Consider the following 22,988-nt stretch of genomic DNA (forward strand, 5'->3'; position numbering starts at 1 on the left):
GTGGTTGAACGCGATGACGCGGTGCTCTGAGAACAGCCGGGCACGCAGTTCGAAACGATGAATGCTCAGCCTTCGGTCCTCTCACCCAGGAGGGTGTCCCATGAGTAGGACTCGCCCCATCAACTGCATCATCCCTCCGTACATTCTCGACAAGCTCCTGGACAGCGAGGACAGTGAGGTGCGCCGGGCCGCCCTGGACACCATGCTGCTCACTGCTCGCCTGCGGGGTGAGCGAGCGGTCCGGGCGTCCTTCGCCGGTGCGGTCGCCCCTGGCGACGGTCGGCGCACCGTCTTCGACTGCGAGCAGGAGGAATCCCTCCCCAACGCCGTCCTGGCCAGGCCTGAGGACGGCCCGGAGTCCACGGACCCGTCCATCAACCAGGCGTTCGACGCACTAGGCCTCACGCGCGACTTCTACAAGGAGGTGTTTCAGCGTAACTCGATCGACGGCCGGGGGATGCGCCTGGACGGGTACGTCCACTTCGGATTCCAGGTCAACAACGCGTTCTGGGACGGGCGCCAGATGCTGTTCGGCGACGGGGACGGGAAGGAGTTCAGCAACCTCACCGGATCCCTCGAAGTGATCGCCCACGAGCTGACGCACGGAGTCACGGATCACGAGTCGCAATTCGAGTACCACAACCAGTCCGGGGCCCTGAACGAGTCCATGTCGGACGTCTTCGGTTCACTGGTCAAGCAGTGGTCGCTGAAGCAGACGGCCGAGGAGGCGGACTGGCTGATCGGGGCCGACGTGTGGACTCCGGGAATCGGTGGCGACGCCCTGCGGTCGATGAAGGACCCGGGGCACGCTTTCAACAACCCGACGTTCGGGAAGGACCCCCAGCCCGACCGTATGAGCAAGTTCATCCACCTGCCCGACACCAAACGGGGGGACTTCGGCGGAGTGCACTTCAACTCCGGCATTACGAACAAGGCGTTCTACCTGACCGCCATGCACATCGGCGGGTTCGCATGGAAGGCCGCCGGAACCATCTGGTACGAATCCCTGAAGGCGTCGAGCGCCGACGACCAGTTCCAGGACTTCGCGGGCACCACGTTCCAGAAGGCCGGGGAACTGTTCGGCGTCGGCAGCCCCGAGCAGTCGGCCGTGCTGGCGGCATGGCAGGAGGTGGAAGTCCCGATCAAGGGCGTCCCGGCCGGAGTGGCCCGGGTGCGGAGTCTTGCCGTCAACGGGAACGGCGGCGTCGGCCGCGAGGACGGACTGGCAGCCCTCACCAGACAGATCGGGGCGCTGAACGACAAGGTCACGGGGCTGGCCAAGGACCTCGCCGCGATGAAGGTCAATAGGTGAAGGTGACTCTGGAGGCATACGGCGGGCTGGCGGCGGCGATCGCTCACCGCCGCCGGCCCAAGGTGTTGGACACAGACGCCTTGCCCGAGACGGCTGCGGACGAACTGACCCGGCTCGTGGCGGCGGCCGTCGCCGCGCCCCAGAAGGACCAGCCCGGGCGTGCCAGGGATGCGATGAGCTACACGATCACAGTGGCGGACGGCGACCGCGAGACGGCCCTTGAGCAGTCGGACGCCGCCATGACCCCTGCGTTCGCGGACTTGCTCACGTGGCTCAAGAAACACTCCGCGCAGCAGTGACAAGTGCTGCCGCTGCTCTGCCTCCACGGACTGGTGAACGCCGCTTTCAGTGCGTCGAGTTCGTCCACCAGAGCATGCAGTCGCGCAGACCACTGCGCTGAACCGGCATCCGGCTCGTTCGCCGAGGCGCCGATCGCGGTCGGCATCGGTCATCGGATGGCCACCGTTGCCCCCTCAAGTAGCGCTGATTTCGGTCCAGTCGCCTTCGTCCTCGCCGTGCTGCGCCGGTGGCGCGGCGGTGGGGGAGGCGAGGTGATCGAGGACGTTGGTGATCTGGAGCATGCGCTCGAGGAAGCCGGGCCGGTTGTCCAGGTGGAGGACGGCGCCGATGGCGCTGGTGCGACGGTGGATCATCAGCAGGGCGGACAGGCCTGAGGAGTCGATCCAGGTCAGCTCCGCGAAGTCCAGGCGCACGGCGCGCAGCAACGCGCTGTTCCGGGACAGGTGGAAGGTGACGCTGTCGACGAGTTCGTCGGCGGTGTCGTAGTCGAGTTCGCCGGTGATGCGTACCGTCAGCGTGGGAGGTGCGCACTGAGCGGCGACGGTGAATTCGGTGGGTGGCAGGTTGGTCATGCGTGTGTGTGGGGGCCGGGGACAGGACGGGCGGTGTGCTCGGTCACGGCGGCGGTGCCGTGCTGGAGCAGGGCGAGAGCGCGGGGGAAGTCGTGCAGTTGCCCGGTGAGGACGTCCAGGCCGGTGGTGAGGGAGTGGGCGGGCACCCGGCGGGCTTCGAGGATGTCCGCGGTCCAGGTCAGGAAGCTGCCGAAGACCTCGCGGTCGTCGACGTAGAGGGCGGTGGCGAGGAAGTCGACGATGTGGGCTATGTCCTCGGCGGTGCGCTCGCGTTGGGCGTCGGTGTAGGAGCGCATGGCGGTGAAGCGGTTCTCCAGGTCGACCAGGGTCTGTTTGACCAGCTGGGCGCGGGTCTGGACGACCATCGTGTATTCCTGGTCGGCCAGGTGCGGAAGGTCGTCGACGACCTGGCGGACCGAGGCCGGACGGGGCCGGGGGACGCCGGCTTCCAGTGCGTCGGCCGCGCCGCGTGCGTCGGCCGCCCACTGGTCCGCGCTCAGGGATCGGGCGTGGCGCCCGTCGGTGCCGAAGGCGCGGCCGCCGGCCATGACCGGCACGCCTATGGCCCGGCAGGCGGTGATGGTCGCGTGGGCGGTGGGCAGGTGGGTGGGGATCGATCCGGACAGCAGGACCGCGTCGGGGTCGGTCCGGTGCAGGTGGGCGATCAGGTGCGGGGCAGGTGTCCGCGCGCCGAGGTAGTCGACCTGCCAGCCGCGTAGCCGCAGGATCTCGGCGACGAGGCGGGCGGGGAAGGCGTGCCACTCGCCGTCCACGCAGCTCACCGTCACCCGGCCGCGGGAGGGAGCGCCGCGGGGGCTTTCGGCGCGGCGGTGGGCGAGGGCGGCCATGGCGCGTTCGTTGATGGCGGTGGCCGCGTGCTCCTGGGCGACGTTGATGCGGTCTGCGGCCCACTCGACGCCGAGCTTCTCCTGCACCGGGGCGATCACGTCCAGCAGCAGCGCCTCCTCGTCCATGCCCTCGGCGAGGGCGTCGCGTAGGACATCGACGGCGACGTACTCCTCACCGTCGGCCACGGCCTGCCACAACAGGTCCTGCACCTTCGCCGAGCTCACGCGTTCCTCCCGTCGCCCGCGCTGCCTTCGACGTCGGCGCGGCCGCCGACCACCGACAGGGGGCCCGTTCTGGGGGCGCTGATCGCGACGACGGCCATGTCGTCGTGCCGGCCGGAGCCCAGCCACTGGGCGGCCAGCATCTGCACGCGTTCCACCACTGCTTCCGCGGGCATCCCCGCGCACTCGGCCAGCACCCTTCTCAACCGGCGCTCCTCGAACAGCTCATCGCCCAGCGGGCCGCCCCGGGCCTCGGTGATGCCATCGGTGTACAGAAGGCAGGTATCGCCCGGGTTCAGCACCGTCTTCACGGTGCGGGCGGACACCTTCGGCAGGGCGCCGACCAAGGTCCCGCGCGTTTGTGCCTCTTCCACGTGGCCGTCGGCGCGAACGATGAGCGGGGGCAGGTGGCCGGCGCTGGTCAGCCGCAGCTGGGCGCGGCCCGCGCGGCGGCGTACCGACGCGAGGACGAGGGTGGCGAAGCGGGTGTGGTGGGAGGTGAGCAGGGCGCCGTTGAGCAGGTCGAGGACGCGTTGGTGGTCGTCGGCCAGCGGCAGCAGCGCGTGCAGGGTGTTGCGGATCTTGCCGGTCAGCACCGCCGCGTCCAGGCCCTTGCCCGCGACGTCTCCGAGGACGACGAGGGTCTCCTGGCCGGGGTCGGCGCCGGGGTGGACGTCGTAGAAGTCGCCGCCGACCCGCTCATGGTCCTTGGCCGCACGGTAGTTGCCGGCGTAGTCCATGCCGTGTACGCGAGTCAGGGACGGGGGCAGCAGTTCCCGCATCAGCGTGGCGGTGATGGCGGCCTGCTCGGTGTAGAGGCGGGCGGCCGACAGGGCCACGCCGGCGCGGGCGGCGAAGAGCCGGGCGAAGACCTCCTCGCCTTCGGTGAACGCCTGTGCGGTGCTCGAGCGCAACAGGATGAGGGCTCCCGCGGGCACCCCGTGGCCGGGCAGCGGGGCGACGATCACCGAGCCGACCGGCCCGGTGAAGCTGTCGGGGATCACCCAGTCGGGAAGGTCGTCGGGGTTTATCCAGCGGGCGGGCACCGGGGGGAAGCCCTGCAGCGCCTCGGCCAGGCCGGGCACGCTGCGCGTGTCGATCTGCTGTGTGGCCTGGGTGACCGGTCCGCCCCGGCGGGCGTAGGTCAGGGGGTGGCGCCGGCCCTGCGCGGGAGCGACGAGAACGGCTGCCTCGGCGAGATGTTCCGCGGCCATGGAAGCGGCCACCTCCATGCAGCGCGGTACGTTCAGCGTCGACAGGAGCGTCGACGACGCCTCTGACAGGAGCTCGGACCGCTCCTCCGCGGACGTCAGGGCCGTTACGGCCAAGCGGCGATCGGTGTCGTCGACCAGCCACCACACCACGTCACCGTCGGTGGAGGCGGTGGGGTGCGCTTCGAAGAACCGGTCGCTGATGGGTCCGGCCAGCGGTCCGGCGTCGCCGTCGCGGAGTCCGTCGGTGATGTGCTGGTGTGCGTCGGACAGCCATGAGGGTGCCGCCTCGCGCAGGGGGGCACCGCTCGTCGCGTCCGGGAGGAGAGCCCGGGCGGCCTCGTTGACGTGTACGAGGCTTCCCTGCCGGTCGATGACCAGCACGGGACAGGGGGCGTCAGCCCACGTGGCAGCGACTTTGGTGTCGGCACTGCGCGGGCGGGCGGGTGAACCACGAGAAGCACTCACAAGCGGAGGCACGCATGGTGCGCACCTCACCTCCTTCCTGCTCTGGAATATAGATGCCGTATGACAACAGTCCCGCAACCACTTCAGCGATGCAAGCCGCCCCTGGAACCCACACTCGGCCATCACATTCGACGCGCGGGCTGAATGTGGTGAGGAACAGTGGGATAGCGGGCGTTTCCCGGGCAATCCGTCGCCAATGCGGTCACCCGGTCCAGCGAACCATCGCCGAAGCGTTCGCCGGCCGGTGTCGCGTTCGCTGCCCCTCCCGGCCCTCCTGGTCAGTCGGGCCGGCCGCTCCGGCCGTCGCAACCGGACTGACCCGCGGAGGGGCTGTCGGCCCTGTCGCCGCCGTAGAAGCGGCCCTGGTCGCACAGGGCGTCGATCTCGGCGTTGTCCTCGGGGCTCAGTTGCGCATCGAGCGCGATGCCGATGACGCGTCGGGCGTGGGCCAGTCGCCGGGCGACGTCCCAGTCCGCGACGAACGCGCCGACGGTGGATTCGTCCGCGGCTCCGGATGCCTGTCGGGATCCGAGGCGGTCGAGGGAGACGACGAACTCGTTCAGGTCCCGCAGCAGTGCGACGGCGTCGCCGAGGGGTATGCGGAGTTCTCGGCAGGACAGGTCCATGCGCTGATTCGACTCCCTGTTCGGTGCTCGGGCCCGGATCTGATGCTCAGGCCCGGCTGACACGCGGCGCCGCATCCGTGCTGCCGGCCGTACGGCACCCTAACGGTCACCGCCGGCCTCCCTCACCCGCCCGCACGCCCAGGCCGCACGGGCGATCCGGGCTCGCCCGCTCCCGGCACGATCAGCCCGGTCTCGTAGGCGACGACGACGGCCTGGGCCCGGTCGCGCAGGCGGAGCTTGGCGAGGATGCGGGCCACGTGGGTCTTCACGGTGGCTTCGCTCAGGCCGAACCGGGCGGCGAGTTCGGCGTTGCTCAGGCCGGTGCCGAGCGCCCGCAGCACTTCGAGCTCTCGCGGGGTGAGCACCGACAGGTCGCGGTGCAGGGCGGGGGCGGCGGTGTCGCGGGCGACGAAGCGTTCGACGAGACGCCGGGTGATCGCCGGGGCGAGCAGCGCGTCCCCCGTGCGGGCGAGGCGGACGGCGGCGACGAGGTGTTCGGGGGTGACGTCCTTCAGCAGGAAGCCGCTGGCTCCGGCGGTGAGAGCGGCGTACACGTAACGGTCGAGGTCGAAGGTGGTCAGCATGATCACGCGGGGCGGGTCGGGCAGCGGACCGGAGAGGATGCGCCGGGTGGCCTCCAGGCCGTCGGTGCCCGGCATACGGATGTCCATCAGGACGAGGTCGGGACTGGTACGGCCGGCCGCGTCGATCGCCTCGTCACCGTCCCGGGCCTCGGCGACCACGTCGATCCCGTCGGCCGCGAGGATCATGCCGAAGCCGGTCCGGACCAGCGCCTGGTCGTCGGCGATCACCACGCGCGGGGCCCTGGTCACGCGGGCTCCTCGACGGGGATGACGGCGCGCACCTGGAAGCCGCCGGTGGGGCGCTCGCCGGCGTGCAGGGTGCCGCCGTGGACGGCCAGACGCTCGCGCAGGCCGATCAGTCCGCGCCCGTCGCCGGGCCCGGCCGGTGTCGCGGAGGTGCCGCCGGTGTCGGACACCGTGATGTGCACGGCGTCGGGAACGTGGTCGACGGCGACGCGCACCCGGGCGCCGGCCGCGTGCTTGACGGCATTGGTGAGCGCCTCCTGCACCACGCGGTAGGCGGCCAGGTCGGCCCCGGCGGGCAGCGGGGCCGGGGTTCCGGTGACGGTCAGCTCGATACGGACGCCGGTTTCGCGCATGCGCTCGGTGAGGGCGGCCAGTCGGCCGAGGCCCGGCTGCGGCGCCAGGTCCCGTTCGGCGGCCGTGGCGTCGTCGTCCCCGGTCATCGCGAGCAGGCCCATGACGTGGCGCAGTTCGGTCATGGCGGTGCGCCCGCCGGCCTCGACGGCGAGCAGTGCCTCGCGGGCCCGGTCGGGCGCACTGTCCATCACCTTGCGGGCCGCACCCGCCTGGATCACCATCACGCTCACATTGTGGGTGACGACGTCATGCAACTCGCGTGCGATGCGGGACCGTTCGCGGTCGACCGCCAGCCGGGTGGCGGCCTGATGCTCCTCCTGCAGGACGCGCAGGCGTTGCTTCCACGTGTGCACGGCGTTGGCCGCGAGACCCACCCCGAGCAGGGCGAGGAACGGCACCAGACCGGCGGTGAACGCCGGAAGGTTCTCGTCGTGGAACACGGCCAGCAGCAGGGCGCCGGCCGCCAGCCCGACGAGCGAGCGCACCCGGTACGGGCTGTGGACGGCGGCGCTGTAGGCGGCGATCACGCACGACAGGAACGTGTACACGGTGGCATCGCCGCCACCCAGGCGGTGGTTGAACACCAGGCTCCCGACGACCACGGCCCAGAACGCGGTCAGGGGATACCGCCGGCGCACCACCAAGGGCAGCGCGGTCAGGGCCGCCGGGACCAACTGTCCGGGCCCGACCGCCCCGAGATGCTGCGCCAGCTCGGCCGGCGGATGCGGCACGGTCGGAGGGCTCGGGGGTTGCGGCGCCCGCACCACGGCCGGCGGCACCAGCACCGCGTGCCCCGGGCCCGTATCGCCGCCCTGTCGCTGCGTGGTGACCACGGTGCAGGCGGCCAGGACGACGGCGAGGATCGCGTCGGCCGTCCACATCCAGCGGGACGGCCGCGGCAGGGGGCCCGGACGCAGCGCCGCACCGGCCCTGTGCCACCGCTCCACGAGCTTCGTCCCCACGACCCCTTCCATGCGCCCAGTGTGACAAGCACCCGAACGCGCCACATCCTCCGGGAAGCGGACAGCCGCTGCATCCCGCGCGTACATCGCAGGGATGACACGCCCACGGGGTCATCCCGACACGGCAACCGGTCTCGCCCGCGCAGCCGACGCCTCCGGCACCCTGCCGCCCCTAGCTTCGGGCCGGACCATCAACCACCGGGCCGGGGAGGCACCGTGGCGACGAACGCGCCCGTCATCGACATCCGTGAGGTCACCAGGACGTACGGCGAAGGACCGCCCGCTCTCACCGACGTGAGCCTGACCGTGCACACCGGCGAGGCGGTCGCCGTACTCGGACCCTCCGGCAGCGGCAAGTCCACGCTGCTCAACCTCATCGCCGGACTCGACCGGCCGAGCACGGGCAGCGTCACGGTCGACGGGCTGCGGGTCGACGGGCTCAACGAGAGCGGGTCGGCCCGGTACCGGCGGACCAGGATCGGCATGGTCTTCCAGTTCTTCAACCTGCTGGACGATCTGACGGTCCTCGACAACGTGCTGCTGCCGGCCCAGTTGGCGGGCGTGTCCCGCGCCGAGGCCCGCCGGCGTGCCGCCGGACTCCTGGAGCACCTCGGCATCGACCGTCATGCCGGGACCCACCCGGGCAGGCTCTCCGGCGGCGAGCGCCAACGGGTCGCCGTGGCACGGGCGTTGATGAACCGTCCGGCGCTGCTGCTGGCAGACGAGCCCACGGGCGCCCTGGACAGCGCCTCCGGCGAGGACGTACGGAAGCTGCTGACCGGCCTCAACACCGAGGGGCAGACACTCGTCCTGGTCACCCACGACCTGCGCTTGGCCGAGTCCTGCGCGACCCGGACGGTCGAGCTGGTCGACGGCAGGATCGTCAGAGACACCCACCGCGCGACGGCGGTGGCCCGATGAGCGCCCTGGGCGGGGTGGTGCGCGCCGGCGTCGCACGGCGCCGCGTGCAGACCCTGGTGATGACCCTGACCACGCTGATGGCCGTCACCGCCTCGGTCGTCGCCGCCGGGCTGCTCGTCGCCTCCCGGGCACCCTTCGACCACGCCATGGCCGCACAGCGCGGCGCCCAGCTGACCGCGCAGTTCGACGGCGCTAGGACGACCGCGGCGCAGCTCACGGCCGCCGCGCACACGTCCGGCGTGACCGCCTTCGCCGGCCCGTTCCGCACGCTCTCGCTGAGCGCACGCACCACCTCGGCCTCCAGCGCCCTCCCGGCCGACGTCACCCTGCCGCCGCTCACCGTCGTCGGGCGGCCGGACCCCGGCGGGCCCGTCGACCGGGTCGGTCTCGTCACGGGCCGCTGGGCCACCCGGACCGGCGAGATCGTGCTGGTGTACGGCGGGGTGCCGGTGGAGCCGGGCGCCCGGCTGCGGTTCGGCGGCCTGCCGGGCCGTCCGACGCTGACCGTGGTCGGGCTGGCCCGGTCGGTGACCGGTTCCGCCGACGCCTGGGTGACTCCGGCGCAGGCCGAGGCGCTGAGCCGGCGTGGCGAGACACGCACGTACGAGATGCTGTACCGCTTCCGTGACGCGGCCACCGACGCCCAGATGTCCGCGCACCGCGCCGCGATCGGCGCGGCCGTGCCGAAGGGCGCACTCACCGGCACCCAGTCCTACCTCACCGTCCGCCGGCAGGCGACCGCCAACGCGATGGCGTTCGTGCCGTTCGTGGCGGCCTTCGGAGTCCTGGGGCTCGCCATGTCCGTCCTGGTCATCGGCATCGTGGTCAGTGGCGCGGCCGGCGCGGCGACCCGGCGGATCGGCGTGCTGAAGTCGCTCGGCTTCACGCCGGGCCAGATCGTCAGGGCATACGTGGCGCAGGCCCTGATCCCGGCGCTGGCCGGCTGCGTCCTGGGGGTCGTCCTCGGCAATGTGCTGGCGCTTCCGGCGCTCGGGGAGACCGACAGCGTCTACGGCGGTGCCTCCTCGACGGTGCCCTGGTGGATCGACGTCATCGTGCCCGCCGCCGCTCTCGCGCTGGTCGCGGGCGCGGCTCTCGGGCCCGCGCTGCGCGCCGGGCGGCTGCGCACCGTCGACGCGATCACCGTCGGGCGCTCGCCGGCCGCCGGCCGCGGTCACCGGGTACGGCGGTTCGCGGGACGGCTGCCGCTGCCGCGCGCCGTCGGCCTCGGCCTGGCGCACCCGTTCGCTCGCCCGGCGCGCTCGCTGACCACGGCGGCCGCGGTCGTCCTCGCCGCCGTCACCGTCACGTTCGGCACCGGACTGGCGCTGACGCTGGGCGCCATCCAGTCGGGCCGTGAGCTGAACGCGGCCGCCCCGGTCGTCGTGGCCGCCGGCGGCGGGCACGGTCCGGCCGGGGCCCAGGCCGTCCACGTGGGCGGTGACACGACACCGGCCGACCCGGCCGAGGTCGCCGCGGCCCTCCGCGCGCAGCGGGCCACCCGGCGCTTCTACGGCACCGCCGGTGCCCAGGCCGGCGCGTACGGAGTCGCCGGACGCACGGATGTGGTCGGCTACCAGGGCGACGCGTCATGGGCCGCGCCCCGGATGGTCTCGGGCGCCTGGCTCACCGGCCCGGGCCAGGCCGTGGTCACGACCCGGTTCCTGCACGCCGCCGGACTGCGCGTGGGGGCCACCCTGACCCTGTCCGCGGGTGGCCGGACGGCTTCCGTACGCATCGTCGGCGAGGCCTTCTTCACCGAGGACCAGGGCATGGAGGTCCTCACCCCGGCCGCCACCCTCACCGCGCTCGGACTGGACGCCAGGCCGGACCGGTTCTACGTGCAGCCGGCACCGGGTACGGATCTGGGCTCCTACCTGACCTCACTGAACTCGGCGCTGGGCCCGACCGGTGCCGTGGCGAGCGCGCGCGGCACGAGCGACTCCGGGGTGATCGTGGCCAATGGACGGGCTGGTCGCGACCCTCACGGCGATGCTCGCAGCGGTCGCGGGCCTGGGCGTCCTCAACACCGTCGTCCTCGACACGCGCGAACGGGTCCACGACCTCGGCGTCATGAAAGCCGTGGGGATGACGCCCCGGCAGGTCCTCACCATGGTGATCACCTCGGTCGCCGCGGTCGGCCTGCTCGCCGGGGCCGCCGGGGTGCCGCTCGGTGTGGCCCTGCACCACCACGTCACGCCCCTCATGGGCCACGCCGTGGGCATGACACTGCCCGCCTCCGTCGTCGCCGTCTACCACCGGCCCGCTCTCGCCCTGCTCAGCCTCGGCGGCCTGGTCATCGCGGTGGCGGGCGCCCTGCTCCCGGCGGGCTGGGCGGCCCGCGCGGGAACGGCGACGGCACTGCGGACCGAGTGACGCAGTGGCCGACCGCAGCCCCGCCGGCCGCACCGGGTCAGCAGCAGGCCGCGTGGACCAGCGTTTCCTCGCTGCCCAGGCGGGCGGCGCGGGTGTCCGTGTACATCGTGGTCTCGCCGTCCGACCAGCGGATGACGAGGTCGTCGGTACGGCCGTTGCCGGTGAACTCGCCGGTCGTCATGACGGTGTCGTGCTTCCAGAGGGCGTTCTTGTCCAGGATGCGCTGTTCCTCGCCCAGGCCCGACGGGCCGGTGTTGACGTAGTTGTCGAGCTCTCCGTCGGTCCAGCGCACCATCAGGTCCCACTTGCCGCTGCCGGAGTACTCACCGGCGGTGAGCAGGGTGGCGTCCCGCCAGGTGTCGTTCTTCGCCTTGAGCGTGTGCTCCTGGCCGAATGTGCCGGCGCCGACGTTGGTGTAGAGGGTGACTTCGCCGTCGATCCAGCGCACGATCAGGTCTGTGACGTACGGGGAGGAGCCGAAGCGGCCCGCCGCGATCTGGGTCGCGTCCTTCCAGAGGTCGTTGGGCTTGATCATCTGGGTGCCGGCCCAGTCCAGACCCTTGGTGCCGACGTCGCCGTACAGCGTCACCTCACCGTCGGTCCAGCGCACCAACAGGTCGAACCGGTTGGAGCCCGTGAAGTCGCCCGCCGTGATGGTCGCCGCGTGCTGCCAGGTGTCGTTCTTGCCCAGCAGCCGCCGCTCGCCGGTGAAGTGGCCCTTGCCGTCACTGTTGTAGAGCGTGACCTCGCCGTCGCTCCATACGACGATCATGTCGCTGTGGCCGGTGCCGTTGAAGTCGCCCGAAGCCATCAGCTTGGCGTGCTCCCAGGTCGAACCGGCCCCCATGGTGTAGGGCAGGCTCGGCTGCCGGTAATGGCCGTAGTCGGGGTTACGGCCCTTCTGGGCGTCGGCGTAGAGCTTGAAGAAGCGGTCGCCGTACAGCGGGCTGTAGCTGATCTCGTTGTACCGGTGGTCGGTCTGCGGTACGTCCGGGCCGCCCTGCATGAAGCCGCCCACGTTGCCGATGATCGTGCCGGTGTCGCCGGAGGCGTCGAACTTGGAGAACCAGGGCCCGCCGGAGACGCCGCCCCACATGCCGGCGCAGTTGATCTGCATCTGGTAGTAGCCGGACAGCGCGGTCGTGGAGACGTTGGGGCAGCGGACCGCCTGGTCCTGCGGGTTGTGCGCGAGCTTCGGGTAGCCGATGACGGTCACCCTGTTGGCATAGCCGGGCGTACGGGCGAGCGCGTTGGCGCCCACGACGTCCTGGACGTTCTTGCGGCCGTTGGGCTTCAGGCCGGCGAAGGCGTAGTCCAAGTCGGAGTTCTTGCTCTTGTCCGAGGCGTACCGCTTGTCACGGAACCACTTGTCGACCGCCCAGACCCCGTTCGGCTGCTGGGCCGCGCTCTTGGTGTGGTCGTACATGGGCACGAACATGGACTTCGCGCCGACACAGTGCCCGGCGGTGAGGATCAGGTTGTGTCCCCCGCTGCGCACCACACTGGCCGAACAGCGGTGGCCCTTCAAGCCCGCTCCGGTGCTGAAGATCGTGCCGACGGACTTGATGCCCTTGAAGTGCTGGGCGGTGATGCCGGAGGCGGAACCTTGCCGCCGGGCCGCCGCCAAGCTCTTCGGCGGGGCGGTGCGGCCCGAAGGGTCGGTGGCCGAGGCCATGCGCTCGGGCGTCCAGAAGCGGATGGCGTCCTGGGCCGTCCAGCCGTCGTCGGCGCTCGGCACCGCTGTGACGGGGGCCGAGCGCTCGGCCGCGGGACCGGCCGGAACGGTCGGCGTCGGGTCGGCACCGTGCGGTGGCACCGATGCGGTGAGCGGGGCCGATACGCTCGGTGCCGGTCTGCCCGGATCGGGGGAAGCTGTGTCGGCCTGGGCCGCCGCCGCGGCGTTGCCCAGCAGCAGCGCGGTGCTCAGCGCCGCGACGGCCCCGAGACGTATTCGTGTATCGAGCACTTCTGGTTTTCTCCTACTGAGGCAGGCCGGACGGCGGCACGAGGAATCAAGGGCAGGCCACCGACACCGCGGCGGCCGGCAGGCCGCTGTCGCGGACTCGACGTGTGAACTCGCGCCGGCGGCCTGCGCCGCGTTCACGGCGCACCACAGCGCGTCCCCCGGTGATTTCCCCCGTGCCGCCGTACGGCGGCTGTAGATCGACCGTGGTCAGCGGTCGCGGCGACCATGATCGCACGGCCGTCGTACGCGTGCACGCGACAATTCAGGTGCTGCTGGTCAACGCACCCGCTTCTCAGTGCAGTTGTGGCGATCCCAGCTCAATTCCGGTGCCGCACACCTGCGCCCGCACATGGCGCCCCTTCGCATCCGTCATCTTGATGAGGGAGCCCTTCCTGGTGTGCGGGGGCACCACGGTGATGCTGGGGTCGTACTCGGCCGAGACCTCGCAACCGTCGCCCGGAGTGGCCGTCGCCTCGTAGAAGAGCGGGAACTCGACGGCGTGGCCCGGGTTCAGCTCCGAGTGGACGGGCGTGGCCCCCTTCTTGGGCCTACCGTCGGCCGACGGCCCCTTGCCGACATACACGTCGATCTCCGGGTAACCGTCGAAGGCGCAGGGCTTCGACCCCTTGTTCTCGGCGCTGAGCGTGGCCGCCGGCGTGCTCTGCCGCCCGCCGGACAGACGGGTCATCTTCCAGCCCAGCTGCGACGCTTGGCATGCGACGGGACGAGCGTCGGACGACCCCTGGTCCTTGCCGCAGGCCGCGGTCCCCAGCAGTGCCACCAGGCCGAGAGCGGCGACCGCCAGTGTCCGCCGTGCCATGAGAATCCCCCTGGTGAAGACACCCTTGCGGGACCCAGTGCCACCGCTCCCGTCTCACCGCACAGCTAGATGCGGGCAGGGCGGGGGAGGTTCCAGCTCCTTCCGGGCAGTTGGTCACCCCGGCCAGGTGAGCGGGCCTGCCGCCGGGGAAGACGTGGAGGTATGACGCCGGTCAGCGGACGAGACGGCGGCGCCCGACCGGCCACCCGGCGAACCGGGCCGTGGCTGCGCCAGGGCGCCGCCACCGCCGCTGTGGCGGCCACGGCCGTGGCAGGTTCCCAGGCGGTCGACCCGGACAGCGCCTGGTACAAAGCCTTGCGCAAGCCACGGTGGCAACCGCCGTCCTGGGCGTTCGGCGCCGTGTGGACACGGCTGTACGCCTCGATCGCCGGGGCGGCCCTCGCCGACACGGCCCTGACGCCTACGTCATGCCCGACGTCTCACTGAGCTGATGCCCGACGCTCAGTGTTCCTTTCCGCCGGCGACACGGTGGAGTCCTCCAGAGCGGAGATGTCGCCCTCGGGCAGCCCAAGTTCCCGAGCTCGCAGCAGACGGCGCATGACCGTGCCGCTGCGGGTGTGCGGCAGGTGCTGGTCGAAGGCGATCTCACGCGGTGCCACGGCCGGGCCCAGCCGATCCCAGGCAAAGGCCAGCAACTCCTGCCGCGTCGTGGTGGTCGCGTCGAAGCCCGGCCGCAGCGTGACGAAGGCCTTGACGATGTTCCCGGCCACGGGATCGGGGCGGCCGATGACTCCGGACTCGGCGACCGCCGGGTGTTCCATCAGCGCGCTTTCGACCTCGAACGGCCCGATGAGGTGCCCTGCCGATGTGATGACGTCGTCGGCACGCCCGACGAACCAGAACCAACCGTCGGCGTCACGTCGTACCAGGTCGCCGGTGAGGTACCAGCCGCCCGCGAAGGCCGCAGCACTGCGTGGCTCGTCGTGCAGATAGCCGCGGAACATGGACGGCCAGCCGGGCCGGAGCGCCAGCTCACCCTCCACCCCGGGCTCCTCCAGCACGGTGACGTGGCCGCCCGCGACCTCAGCCCGGCCGTCCGCCCCGCGCCGCAGCACCGCCGCCTCCACACCGGGCAGCGGACGCCCCATCGAGCCGGGGCGGATGTCGCAGGCCGCGAAGTTGGCGATCATGATGGCGCCGGTCTCGGTCTGCCACCAGGTGTCGTGTACCGGCGAGCCGAGCACGTCCCGACCCCACGCCACCGTCTCCGGGTCGAGCGGCTCGCCGACGGACGCGATGAACCGCAGCGCACTCAGGTCGAAGGAGCGGGGCAGATCGTACGGCCCCGTCCGCGGTGTCGTCCGCATCAGCATGCGCAGGGCCGTCGGCGCCGTGTACCAGACGCTCACCCGTTGTCCGGCGAGGATCCGGTACCAGCGGCGGGCGTCGTAGTCGCCCTCGTCCACCACGACGGTCAAGCCGTGCAGAAGAGGGGCGATGATCCCGTAGGACATGCCCGCCGCCCAGCCCGGATCGGCGGTGCACCAGAACACATCGTCCTCGTGGAGGTCCAGGGCGTACAGAGCGGTCATGAAGTGGGCGACGGCCGCCTCGTGCACGTGCACCGCGCCCTTGGGGATGCCGCTCGTGCCGCTCGTGAAGTGCAGCAGGGCCATGTCGTGGGGCGAGGTCGGCGGGATCCTGAAGGTATCGGCCGCCTCGGCCATCGACGCGGCGAAGGACGTGGTGCCGGGCAGTCCGTCCGCCCCCTCGCCGACGATCAGTACGTGGCGGAGGGCGGCGAGCGCGTGCCGCCGGACGGCGATCCTCCTGCGGTACAGGTCCGCCGTGGTCACCAGGACCTGCGCGTCGCCCAGCGTCATCCGCTGGAACACCGGGTCCGGCCCGAAGGCGGAGAACAGCGGGCACAGGACACTGGTGTTCTTGAGCGTGCCGAGGACGGCCGTGTACAGCTCGGGGCAGCGCCCCAGCAGCGTCACGACCCGGTCGCCGTACCCGATACCGAGGCTGCGGAGCACGTTGGCGAAACGTGACGTGGAGCGGGCCAGTTCCCCATAGGTCACCGCCGTGACGGCATCGTCCCGCCCGATGCAGCGCAGTGCGACCCGCGTGGCCCGGTCCGACGCCGCATGCCGGTCCACGGCCTCGTACGCGATGTTCAGTCCCCGCCCACCGGGCAGCCCCGGGAGTCTGCCGCGCGCCGCCTGCCACGAGAAGCCCGCGCACTCCTTGTCGTAGTCGCGGAGATGGGGGACGGCGCCCGCCGGGATGTCCTTCCGGATGGTCTCCCACGGCATGGCGGGCCCTCCTTCCTTCGGGCCTGCTCCTACCATCGGCCCGAGCCACCCCCGCCGCACCGGGGCGAAGGGCCCCGGCCGCGGCCGGGCCGGTACCGGCCCCGCTGCCGCCGGGCCGTAGAGCCACCGCCTGCGGAGGCCGTCGAACCACCGCCTGCGGCGCGAGAGCCCGGCGATCGACGCGGCGGCCCGCGGCGAGCAGCACGGTCAGTGGCGTCCACCGCCCGCGGAGTCAGGCCGGCGTGCCCTCGGCCGATGGGCGGCGAGGCGCTCGCGGGCCTCGGTATGAGCGTCCGTGTCGATCTCTCCCGAGGCATAGCGCCGGTCGAGGATCTCCTCCGGGGTCTCCCGGGGATCGCTGTCCGCCCAGCCGCGACCGCGGCCGGAGGCACCGCCGGCCGTCGCGTGCATCAGGCGGATCACGGCCCACACGACAAGGACGATCAGCGCGATCCACAACAAGGGCACGAATGCCATCCAGGCCCAGCCGCCGTTCCAGTACATCACCGCGCCTCCTCCACCTGCGAGGTTTCGAAACAGCGTCGCTCACTTCATGGTGAACCTCGGCCGGCCGGAGACACCAAGGGCCCTTGGTCCTCGTTCCTGTGCCACTCGGCGCCACATGCTTTCGGGCCGGCGTACAGACGACAGACTCCGACGTCCCGCGGGTAACGGAACGTCCAGGGCCGGGCGTTGTGCGGTGAGGACGCCGAGACGGCCTGAGTCACGAGCGCGGCGCGGCGTTCACACCAGGAGGATGCGCAGTCGCCGTGGCGGCTCTCCTTCTTGCCGGTCCGGAGCCTCACTGTCCGGAGCCTCACTCACGTATCGGGACCGCGATGACAGGGCAGCGGGCGTGACGCAGCACGCCTTGGCTGACCGAACCCAGCAGCATGCCGGCGAAGCCCCCACGGCCCCGGGTCCCCACCACCAGCCCCAGCGCATGGGCCGAGGCATGGGCGAGCACCTGGACGGGGTGCCCGACGAGGACTTCGTGGCGCAGATTCACCTCGGGGTAGCGGGCGTGGCGCCCCGCCACGATCTCGGAGAGCAGCCGCCGGCACTCCTGCTGCGGTTCGTGCTCGTCGAAGACGCGAAGCGGCCCGGGCTCCCACACGAGCAGGGCCCGCAGCTCGGCCCCGCGCAGAGCGGCTGCCTCGAACGCCACGTCGACCGCGGCACCGGAGTGTTCGCTGCCGTCGACGCCGACGACGAAATACGCGGGCTCCTGGGTCATGTGCTCGGACTCCGGAACGACCACCACGGGGCAGCTCGTGTGGGCCATGACCGGCAGCGCGACCGACGAGGAGCCGAACACCTCCTGCTTCCGGCTCAGGTGCCGCGATCCCAGCACGACGGCGGTGGCCTCGCGGCTCTGCTCACGCAGCACCCACACCGGGTCGCCCTCCGCGAGCAGAGAATCCACCTCCACTTGCGGGTGCCGGGCCGCGACGAAGTCCGTGGCCTCCTCCAGCACCTGGCGCCCGGCTTCGTGCAGCGCCTCGTTCCACTCCTCCCACGACGGTGGGACCTCCTGCCCCCGGTAGCCCCTGGTGGGCACGCCCTCGACGTGAACAGCGCGCAACGGCAGACGCCGGCGGGCGGCCTCATCGGCGGCCCAGGCCAGTGCCATCCGGTGGTCGGGATCCGGATCGACGCCCACCACGACCGGCCGGCGCTCAGCGGGCCCGGACACGCCCGCCTCCAGCCACCAGGTGCCGGACGTACGCGTCAGGACCCGGGAAGTACAGGGTCACCCGACCGCTGTCCAGCCAGCGCACGTCGTAGGGCGGACTACCGTCGGGGTGGTGGAGGCCGACGACCTCGCCGTCCCGTGCGACGATCCCGGCAGTGGTGCCGCGTACGACGATCTCGTCGCCCACGCCGGCGCGCATGGATGCGCCGCTCGCATCGAGGCCGGTGCTCGATACTCCCTGGTCGTTCCTGTTCACTGGTGCGGGAGCGGACATCACTCTCACGCCTCCTCCCTGCGGTGGCGCGGAGGGACGTGCCGCCACCGGTTCCATGGAAGGCTCCGCCGGCCTCGGCCTGCCAGGGGCCATAGGTCCCCACGACGGGCCTGCCGACCCCTCGTCGGCTCATGCCGATCGCGCTCGTTGCACCGTGTCCGGCACCTTCCAGCGTGTGGCGGAAAGCCGGGGGAGTGCCAGGGGCCGCCCGTACCTCGGGTGGACGGTCCGGGACCGGCGGGGGTCGGTCGGTCCCCGAAGGGGCCGTGTGGCCTCTGACGCCGCCGGCGCCGCGCCTCCACGCTGGTACCGGACCCCTGCCGGACCCCTCACTCCGGAGGCGAGACCATGTCCGGAACCATCACCGTAGGTGTCGAGGACTCGCCCGAGAGCCGGGCCGCGGCCGAGTGGGCTGCGCGCGAAGCGATGCTGCGTGGCCTGCGCCTCAAGGTCGTGTACGTCTCGGAGCCGACGCCCAGGTTCGTTGCCCGGACTCCACTGCTGGATCCCGAGACGTACCGGCACTGGGCGGAGGAGTTGACACGCGAGACCGCGGAGGGCATCCGGCTTCGCCACCCGGGCATCGAGGTGATCACCGAGCAGCTCACGGGGACCGCGGCCGACGTCCTGTGCGAGGCCGCGGGCTTCGCGGAGCTGCTGGTGCTGGGTTCACGAGGCCGCGGCGGTCTCGAAGGGTTCATGGTCGGCTCGGTCAGCCTGGCCGTGGTGGCCCGTGCCGAGCGGCCCGTGGTGCTGGTGCGTGCGGGAGAGCAGGCCGCTGACGAGCACAAGATGGACCCGGTGGGCGTGCCGTCCGCCGCGGCGCCCTTCCGGCCCGTGGTGCTGGGCCTCGACCTCGACCACGCGGACGACACCTTGCTGGAGTTCGCCTTCGACGCCGCCGCGGTCCGCAGAGCCCCTCTGCGTGCCGTCCACGCCTGGCCCGAGCCGCCGACGTCCTTCTACCGCTTCGCCGGTGACGCCGAACTCTACGACGAGCTGGAGCGCGGTCAGGCCACCCTCCTGAACAAGGCGCTGCGCCCCTGGCGGCAGAAGTTCCCGGACGTCGAGGTGTTCGAGGCGAGCCGGTGCGGCAATGCCGCACAGGTCCTCGTCAACGATTCCCGCGATGCCTCTCTCGTGGTCGTGGGCCGCCGCATCTGCACCGGTACGTTCGGCGCCCACATCGGCCATGTCACCCACGCGGCCCTCCACCACATCGCCGCCCCCGTCGCGGTGGTGGCGCACAACGACCTGCCCGCACACTGACACGTCCGCGGTCCGAAAATCCGAAAAGGGGGACATCAGGTGTCCGAATTGGTATCTAGCGTCGTGCTGGAAACCGCTGAAAGGACACCTAGCCATGCGTATCGCAGTCACGACACCCACCGGGAACGTCGGTCGCCACGTCGTCGCCATGCTTCTACGGGCCGGAGTCCGTCCACGCGTGCTGGTACGAGATCCAGGCCGGCTCGCCCCGCACGTGCGCCATGAGGTCGATGCGGTCGCGGTGGACCAGCGTGACACCGAGGCCGTCGTCGCCGCCACCGCCGGGGTCGACGCCCTGTTCTGGGTGGATCCCCCATCCGTGGGTGAAGATCCGCTCGCCGACTACGAGTTGGCCACGGCAAGCCTGGTGAGCGCGGTCAAGACGAACGGTGTCGAGCGGACGGTCTTCCAGAGCAGCGTCGGCGCCGAAAAGCGCCACGGAGCCGGAGAGATCGACGGCCTCGCCGGCACCGAGCTCGCCCTCGACACCCTCGGCGCCACCGTCACGCACCTGCGCTGCGGCTACTTCTACACCAACCTGGAGCTTCAGCTCGATGCCGTACGCAACGGCGTGATCCCCGTGATCTGGCCCTTGGACCAGCCTCTGCCCTGGGTCGCGCCGCGCGACATCGCGGAGGTGGCCGTGACACGGCTGCTGTCGACCACATGGTCCGGACGCTGTGTCCGGGCCGTCCACGGCCCGGCCGACCTCACCTGGCCCCAGGTGGCCGCGATCGTGTCGGCGGCCACCGGTCGTCCGCTGCGCGTCGAGCGGGTGGACGACGACGCGATGCGGAACCAGCTGCGCGCATCCGGCATGACCGACGGCCTGGTCGAAGCCGTCATCGGGATGTCGACCGGTCTGCGAGACGGCTTCGTCCCGGAACAGCCGCGTACCCCGCACACCACCACGCCCACCACTCTGGCGGCCTGGGCCTACGACGTGCTCCGTCCCCAGTTGTAGAGGGAGTAACCGTTCTCCCGCCGACTCCGGTAATCCCATCGACGCCGAGAGGTGCTACAGCCCGTTCGAAGGAATGGCCATCGGCGACACCGAGTCCTTCACCGCCAAGCTGCCGAAATTCGAGAGCTGCTGTAACTAACATCGTGTACGCGGAGTTCCAGGCAGGCGCTCTGTGAATGATGAAGCATCGGAGAAGTCTGGTTGCGGAAGGAGTTTCCAAGATGGCGCAGGCAGGTGCTGCCAGGTTTGCCTCGGTCTGGGTTCAGCAAGGCGGGCCGGCGGTGGAAGCTCGACACAATCTGACCTCTGATCAGCATCAACAGACGGTCAGTGATCTGTTCGGTAGGGGATTCCGCCCCATCTGGGTCAGCGGTTACGGCAGTGAGCCTCGGTTTGCGTCCATTTGGGTGCAGCAGGACGGGCCGGCGGTGGAGGCTCGGCACAATCTGACCTCTGATCAACATCAGCAGACCGTCAGTGAACTATTCGGTAGAGGATTCCGGCCGATCTGTGTGAGTGGATATGGCAGTGAGCCTCGGTTTGCGTCTATCTGGGTGCAGCAGGACGGGCCGGCGGTGGAGGCACGCCATAACCTGACATCTGATCAGCATCAGCAGACGGTGAGTGATCTGTTCGGTAAGGGTTTCCGGCCGATCTGTGTGAGTGGTTATGGCAGTGAGCCTCGGTTTGCGTCTATCTGGGTGCAGCAGGACGGGCCGGCGGTGGAGGCTAGGCATAATTTGACGTCTGATCAGCATCAGCAGACGGTGAGTGATCTGTTCGGTAAGGGTTTCCGGCCGATCTGTGTGAGTGGTTATGGCAGTGAGCCTCGGTTTGCATCCATTTGGGTGCAGCAGGACGGGCCGGCGGTGGAGGCACGCCATAACCTGACGTCTGATCAGCATCAGCAGACCGTCAGCGAACTGTTCGGCAGGGGATTCCGGCCGATCTGCGTCAGCGGTTACTAGTGTGGAGTGGATCGCTGCCGAGGCCGCGCGGCGACTGACCTGATGCCGTAGCGGGCGAGACCGCCAGGTTGCTCAAGCCGCCGTGTCAGGGGGTGTCCGCCCAGCGGCTGCCCTGCCGACCTGCTCGGCGATGAGCCGCCAGTAGTTCGGGCACTTGGTGACGTCCTCGTACTCGCAGCTCAGGCCGCCCTCGATGAATTCCAAAGAGGCCCGCGCCGCCGCAATTCGCGACCGGAGCGCCTCTGCCTCGGCACGGAGGATCACGTGCCGGTCAGCGCGGTCGACGGTGTCGGACAGGCTCCTGATGGTGTCCAGGCCGAGGCCGGCCTGCTTGAACATCAGGATCGTCGCCACGCGGGTGAGGTCGTCCGCACCGTAACGGCGGCGTCCGCCCGCGTCTCGGACGGGGTGCAGCAGGCCCATCGACTCCCAGTGCCGCAGGACATGCGTGGCCAGGCCGAACCGAGCCGCGAGAGCGCCGATGCTCATCGCGCTTGCGCCGCTGTCTCCGCTTGACTTCATGCCGACATTAAGGCGCAGCCTGGCATCCATGTCCAAGAATCAGGATGCGGTGGGAGAACACCGCGACACAGAGGCCCTGCTGGCCGTCCTCGACGCGGCGGACCAGATGCCGAGCGCCATCGGGCTGCGGGCCCGCTCCTACGAACTGCTGTCCCTCGTCCCTGACTCGACTGTCGTGGACGTCGGCTGCGGTGCCGGACGTGCCGTCGCCGAGCTGACCGAACGCGGTGTCCACGCGGTGGGTGTGGATCCCGATCCATGGATGCTGGCCGCGGCCCGGGAACGGTGGCCGGCGGCCGATTTCCGGGAAGCGGGAGCGGAGGATCTGCCGTTCGCCGACGGAAGCGCGCGCGGCTACCGCGCCGACAAGGTCTTCCACCTGCTTCAGCAGCCAGGGCGCGCGGTGGCGGAAGCGCGGCGCGTCCTCTGCCCGGGAGGCAGGATCGTCCTGGTCGGACAGGACTGGGACGCCATCATGATCGACTCGGATGACGCGGCGCTCACCCGCACGATCGTGCGCGCCCGCGCCGACCTCCTGGGCACGCCCCGCGCCGGCCGCCAGTACCGCAATCTGCTCCTGGACGGCGGCTTCGACGACGTCACCGTCGAGGTGCACACCAGCGTGTTCACCGACCCCGCGATGCTCTCGCTGCTCACCAGGCTCGCCGAGCAGGCCGGCGCGAGCGGCGCCGTCGACCGCGACCAGGCCGACGGGTGGATCGACGATCAGCGCCGACGTGCCGAGGCCGACCGCTTCCTCGTCGCCATTCCGTTCTTCGTGGCCGCCGCCTCCGTCTAGGAAGCGGGTGGAGGCCGGAGTTGCGGAGATGGCCTCTTCGGCGAGGGTCGGTGACCACACCTGTCGGGCAGCCATGGCCGATTCGGGATTCGCCGGCAAGCTGGGGTTCGGGGACGTCCTCCTGACTCCTGCGCCGCCGGGGCGGCCCACTGCCGCAACCGGTCCAGGCGAGCTGACACCGGCCCTTGAGATGAAGCCGTCATCGCGTCACCACAGTGAGTCCGCCCGCACCGACCGCCCAGGATCGCTGCCCGCTTGAGGAGTGGGGCTGCCGGCGCGCACGACAACGGCAACGGCAACGGCAAACAGCTTGCCTGCCGATCGCCGGCTCCGGTTGGATCGAGCGTGCTGCGGCGGCCCCGTAAGGCGGGCCTTTTCGACAGGGTGTCAGGCGGCAGACGAGCGGAGAGGCGGCGATCGTGCCTGAAG

At 71.0% G+C, this 22,988-nt stretch carries 22 protein-coding genes and 1 pseudogene; 10 read left to right on the forward strand and 13 right to left on the reverse strand.

All coding sequences use genetic code 11. The features are described 5' to 3' along the window. Positions 1-100: 100 nt before the first annotated feature. Together AB0N17_RS22585 and AB0N17_RS22590 are read left to right on the forward strand one after the other, a co-directional pair. Positions 101-1,312, forward strand: coding sequence for a M4 family metallopeptidase (locus AB0N17_RS22585; protein WP_366013211.1), 1,212 nt, complete (start codon positions 101-103; stop codon positions 1,310-1,312). Further along, complete coding sequence (locus AB0N17_RS22590) at positions 1,309-1,611, forward strand: protealysin inhibitor emfourin (RefSeq protein ID WP_366013212.1); 303 nt, start codon at positions 1,309-1,311, stop codon at positions 1,609-1,611. The genes AB0N17_RS22585 and AB0N17_RS22590 overlap by 4 nt, the downstream gene beginning before the upstream one ends. Before the next feature lie 174 nt (positions 1,612-1,785). On the opposite strand, the gene AB0N17_RS22595 is transcribed toward AB0N17_RS22590, so the two are convergent. From AB0N17_RS22595 to AB0N17_RS22620, 6 genes are all read right to left on the reverse strand, one after another. After that, positions 1,786-2,184, reverse strand: coding sequence for an STAS domain-containing protein (locus AB0N17_RS22595; RefSeq protein ID WP_366013213.1), 399 nt, complete (start codon positions 2,182-2,184; stop codon positions 1,786-1,788). Continuing rightward, entirely contained in the window at positions 2,181-3,257 is a 1,077-nt protein-coding gene (locus tag AB0N17_RS22600; protein WP_366013214.1) for a cobalamin-dependent protein, read from the reverse strand. The genes AB0N17_RS22595 and AB0N17_RS22600 overlap by 4 nt, the downstream gene beginning before the upstream one ends. After that, a complete protein-coding gene (locus tag AB0N17_RS22605) occupies positions 3,254-4,849 on the reverse strand; it encodes a GAF domain-containing SpoIIE family protein phosphatase (protein WP_366013215.1) in 1,596 nt (531 codons plus the stop codon). Before AB0N17_RS22605 ends, AB0N17_RS22600 begins: the two co-directional genes overlap by 4 nt. A gap of 362 nt (positions 4,850-5,211) precedes the next feature. After that, on the reverse strand, positions 5,212-5,559 hold the full coding sequence (locus tag AB0N17_RS22610; protein WP_366013216.1) for a hypothetical protein: 348 nt from the start codon (positions 5,557-5,559) through the stop codon (positions 5,212-5,214). Positions 5,560-5,681: 122 nt separating this feature from the next. Then, complete coding sequence (locus AB0N17_RS22615) at positions 5,682-6,392, reverse strand: response regulator transcription factor (RefSeq protein WP_366013217.1); 711 nt, start codon at positions 6,390-6,392, stop codon at positions 5,682-5,684. After that, on the reverse strand, positions 6,389-7,717 hold the full coding sequence (locus AB0N17_RS22620; protein ID WP_366013218.1) for a histidine kinase: 1,329 nt from the start codon (positions 7,715-7,717) through the stop codon (positions 6,389-6,391). Before AB0N17_RS22620 ends, AB0N17_RS22615 begins: the two co-directional genes overlap by 4 nt. Before the next feature lie 204 nt (positions 7,718-7,921). On the opposite strand from AB0N17_RS22620, the gene AB0N17_RS22625 reads away from it, so the two are divergent. The 3 genes and pseudogenes from AB0N17_RS22625 to AB0N17_RS22635 all read left to right on the forward strand — a co-directional run bounded on the left by AB0N17_RS22625 (position 7,922) and on the right by AB0N17_RS22635 (position 11,002). Continuing rightward, positions 7,922-8,626, forward strand: coding sequence for an ABC transporter ATP-binding protein (locus AB0N17_RS22625; protein WP_366013219.1), 705 nt, complete (start codon positions 7,922-7,924; stop codon positions 8,624-8,626). 797 nt (positions 8,627-9,423) lie between these two features. Further along, a pseudogene (locus AB0N17_RS22630) lies at positions 9,424-9,681 on the forward strand (FtsX-like permease family protein); the annotation flags it as partial. A 937-nt stretch (positions 9,682-10,618) separates the two neighbouring features. Then, positions 10,619-11,002: an ABC transporter permease gene (locus AB0N17_RS22635; protein WP_366013247.1), complete on the forward strand. Its 384-nt coding sequence runs from the start codon at positions 10,619-10,621 to the stop codon at positions 11,000-11,002. Between the two features lie 37 nt (positions 11,003-11,039). On the opposite strand, the gene AB0N17_RS22640 is transcribed toward AB0N17_RS22635, so the two are convergent. Together AB0N17_RS22640 and AB0N17_RS22645 are read right to left on the reverse strand one after the other, a co-directional pair. Further along, positions 11,040-12,968 (reverse strand): FG-GAP-like repeat-containing protein, encoded by a 1,929-nt coding sequence (locus tag AB0N17_RS22640; protein ID WP_366013220.1) that lies wholly within the window; start codon positions 12,966-12,968, stop codon positions 11,040-11,042. 292 nt (positions 12,969-13,260) lie between these two features. Next, entirely contained in the window at positions 13,261-13,788 is a 528-nt protein-coding gene (locus AB0N17_RS22645; protein ID WP_366013221.1) for a DUF4232 domain-containing protein, read from the reverse strand. Between the two features lie 162 nt (positions 13,789-13,950). Between AB0N17_RS22645 and AB0N17_RS22650 the strand changes: the two genes are divergently transcribed. Beyond that, complete coding sequence (locus tag AB0N17_RS22650; protein WP_366013222.1) at positions 13,951-14,235, forward strand: TspO/MBR family protein; 285 nt, start codon at positions 13,951-13,953, stop codon at positions 14,233-14,235. Here AB0N17_RS22650 and acsA read toward each other — a convergent pair. From acsA to AB0N17_RS22670, 4 genes are all read right to left on the reverse strand, one after another. Continuing rightward, entirely contained in the window at positions 14,229-16,067 is a 1,839-nt protein-coding gene (acsA, locus tag AB0N17_RS22655) for an acetate--CoA ligase (RefSeq protein WP_366013223.1), read from the reverse strand. The two genes, AB0N17_RS22650 and acsA, sit on opposite strands and share 7 nt — an antisense overlap. A gap of 207 nt (positions 16,068-16,274) precedes the next feature. Further along, positions 16,275-16,571, reverse strand: coding sequence for an SHOCT domain-containing protein (locus tag AB0N17_RS22660; RefSeq protein WP_366013224.1), 297 nt, complete (start codon positions 16,569-16,571; stop codon positions 16,275-16,277). A 313-nt stretch (positions 16,572-16,884) separates the two neighbouring features. Next, entirely contained in the window at positions 16,885-17,763 is an 879-nt protein-coding gene (locus AB0N17_RS22665; RefSeq protein ID WP_366013225.1) for a universal stress protein, read from the reverse strand. Then, positions 17,747-17,962: a DUF1918 domain-containing protein gene (locus AB0N17_RS22670; RefSeq protein WP_366013226.1), complete on the reverse strand. Its 216-nt coding sequence runs from the start codon at positions 17,960-17,962 to the stop codon at positions 17,747-17,749. The genes AB0N17_RS22665 and AB0N17_RS22670 overlap by 17 nt, the downstream gene beginning before the upstream one ends. A 423-nt stretch (positions 17,963-18,385) precedes the next feature. On the opposite strand from AB0N17_RS22670, the gene AB0N17_RS22675 reads away from it, so the two are divergent. From AB0N17_RS22675 to AB0N17_RS22685, 3 genes are all read left to right on the forward strand, one after another. Continuing rightward, complete coding sequence (locus tag AB0N17_RS22675) at positions 18,386-19,306, forward strand: universal stress protein (RefSeq protein WP_366013227.1); 921 nt, start codon at positions 18,386-18,388, stop codon at positions 19,304-19,306. Between the two features lie 94 nt (positions 19,307-19,400). Then, positions 19,401-20,270, forward strand: coding sequence for an NAD(P)H-binding protein (locus tag AB0N17_RS22680; RefSeq protein ID WP_366013228.1), 870 nt, complete (start codon positions 19,401-19,403; stop codon positions 20,268-20,270). 221 nt (positions 20,271-20,491) lie between these two features. Then, positions 20,492-21,238, forward strand: coding sequence for a hypothetical protein (locus AB0N17_RS22685; RefSeq protein ID WP_366013229.1), 747 nt, complete (start codon positions 20,492-20,494; stop codon positions 21,236-21,238). Between the two features lie 72 nt (positions 21,239-21,310). Here the strand turns inward: AB0N17_RS22685 and AB0N17_RS22690 are convergent, their stop codons facing one another. After that, the gene (locus AB0N17_RS22690; protein WP_366013248.1) at positions 21,311-21,760 is read right to left on the reverse strand and encodes a MerR family transcriptional regulator; all 450 of its coding nucleotides are present in this window, start codon (positions 21,758-21,760) and stop codon (positions 21,311-21,313) included. Positions 21,761-21,788: 28 nt separating this feature from the next. Here AB0N17_RS22690 and AB0N17_RS22695 point away from each other — a divergent pair, with 28 nt between their 5' ends. Next, a complete protein-coding gene (locus tag AB0N17_RS22695; protein WP_366013231.1) occupies positions 21,789-22,559 on the forward strand; it encodes a methyltransferase domain-containing protein in 771 nt (256 codons plus the stop codon). Positions 22,560-22,988 lie beyond the last annotated feature (429 nt).

This window comes from Streptomyces sp. NPDC051133, assembly GCF_040682635.1.
Taxonomy (GTDB): Bacteria; Actinomycetota; Actinomycetes; order Streptomycetales; family Streptomycetaceae; genus Streptomyces.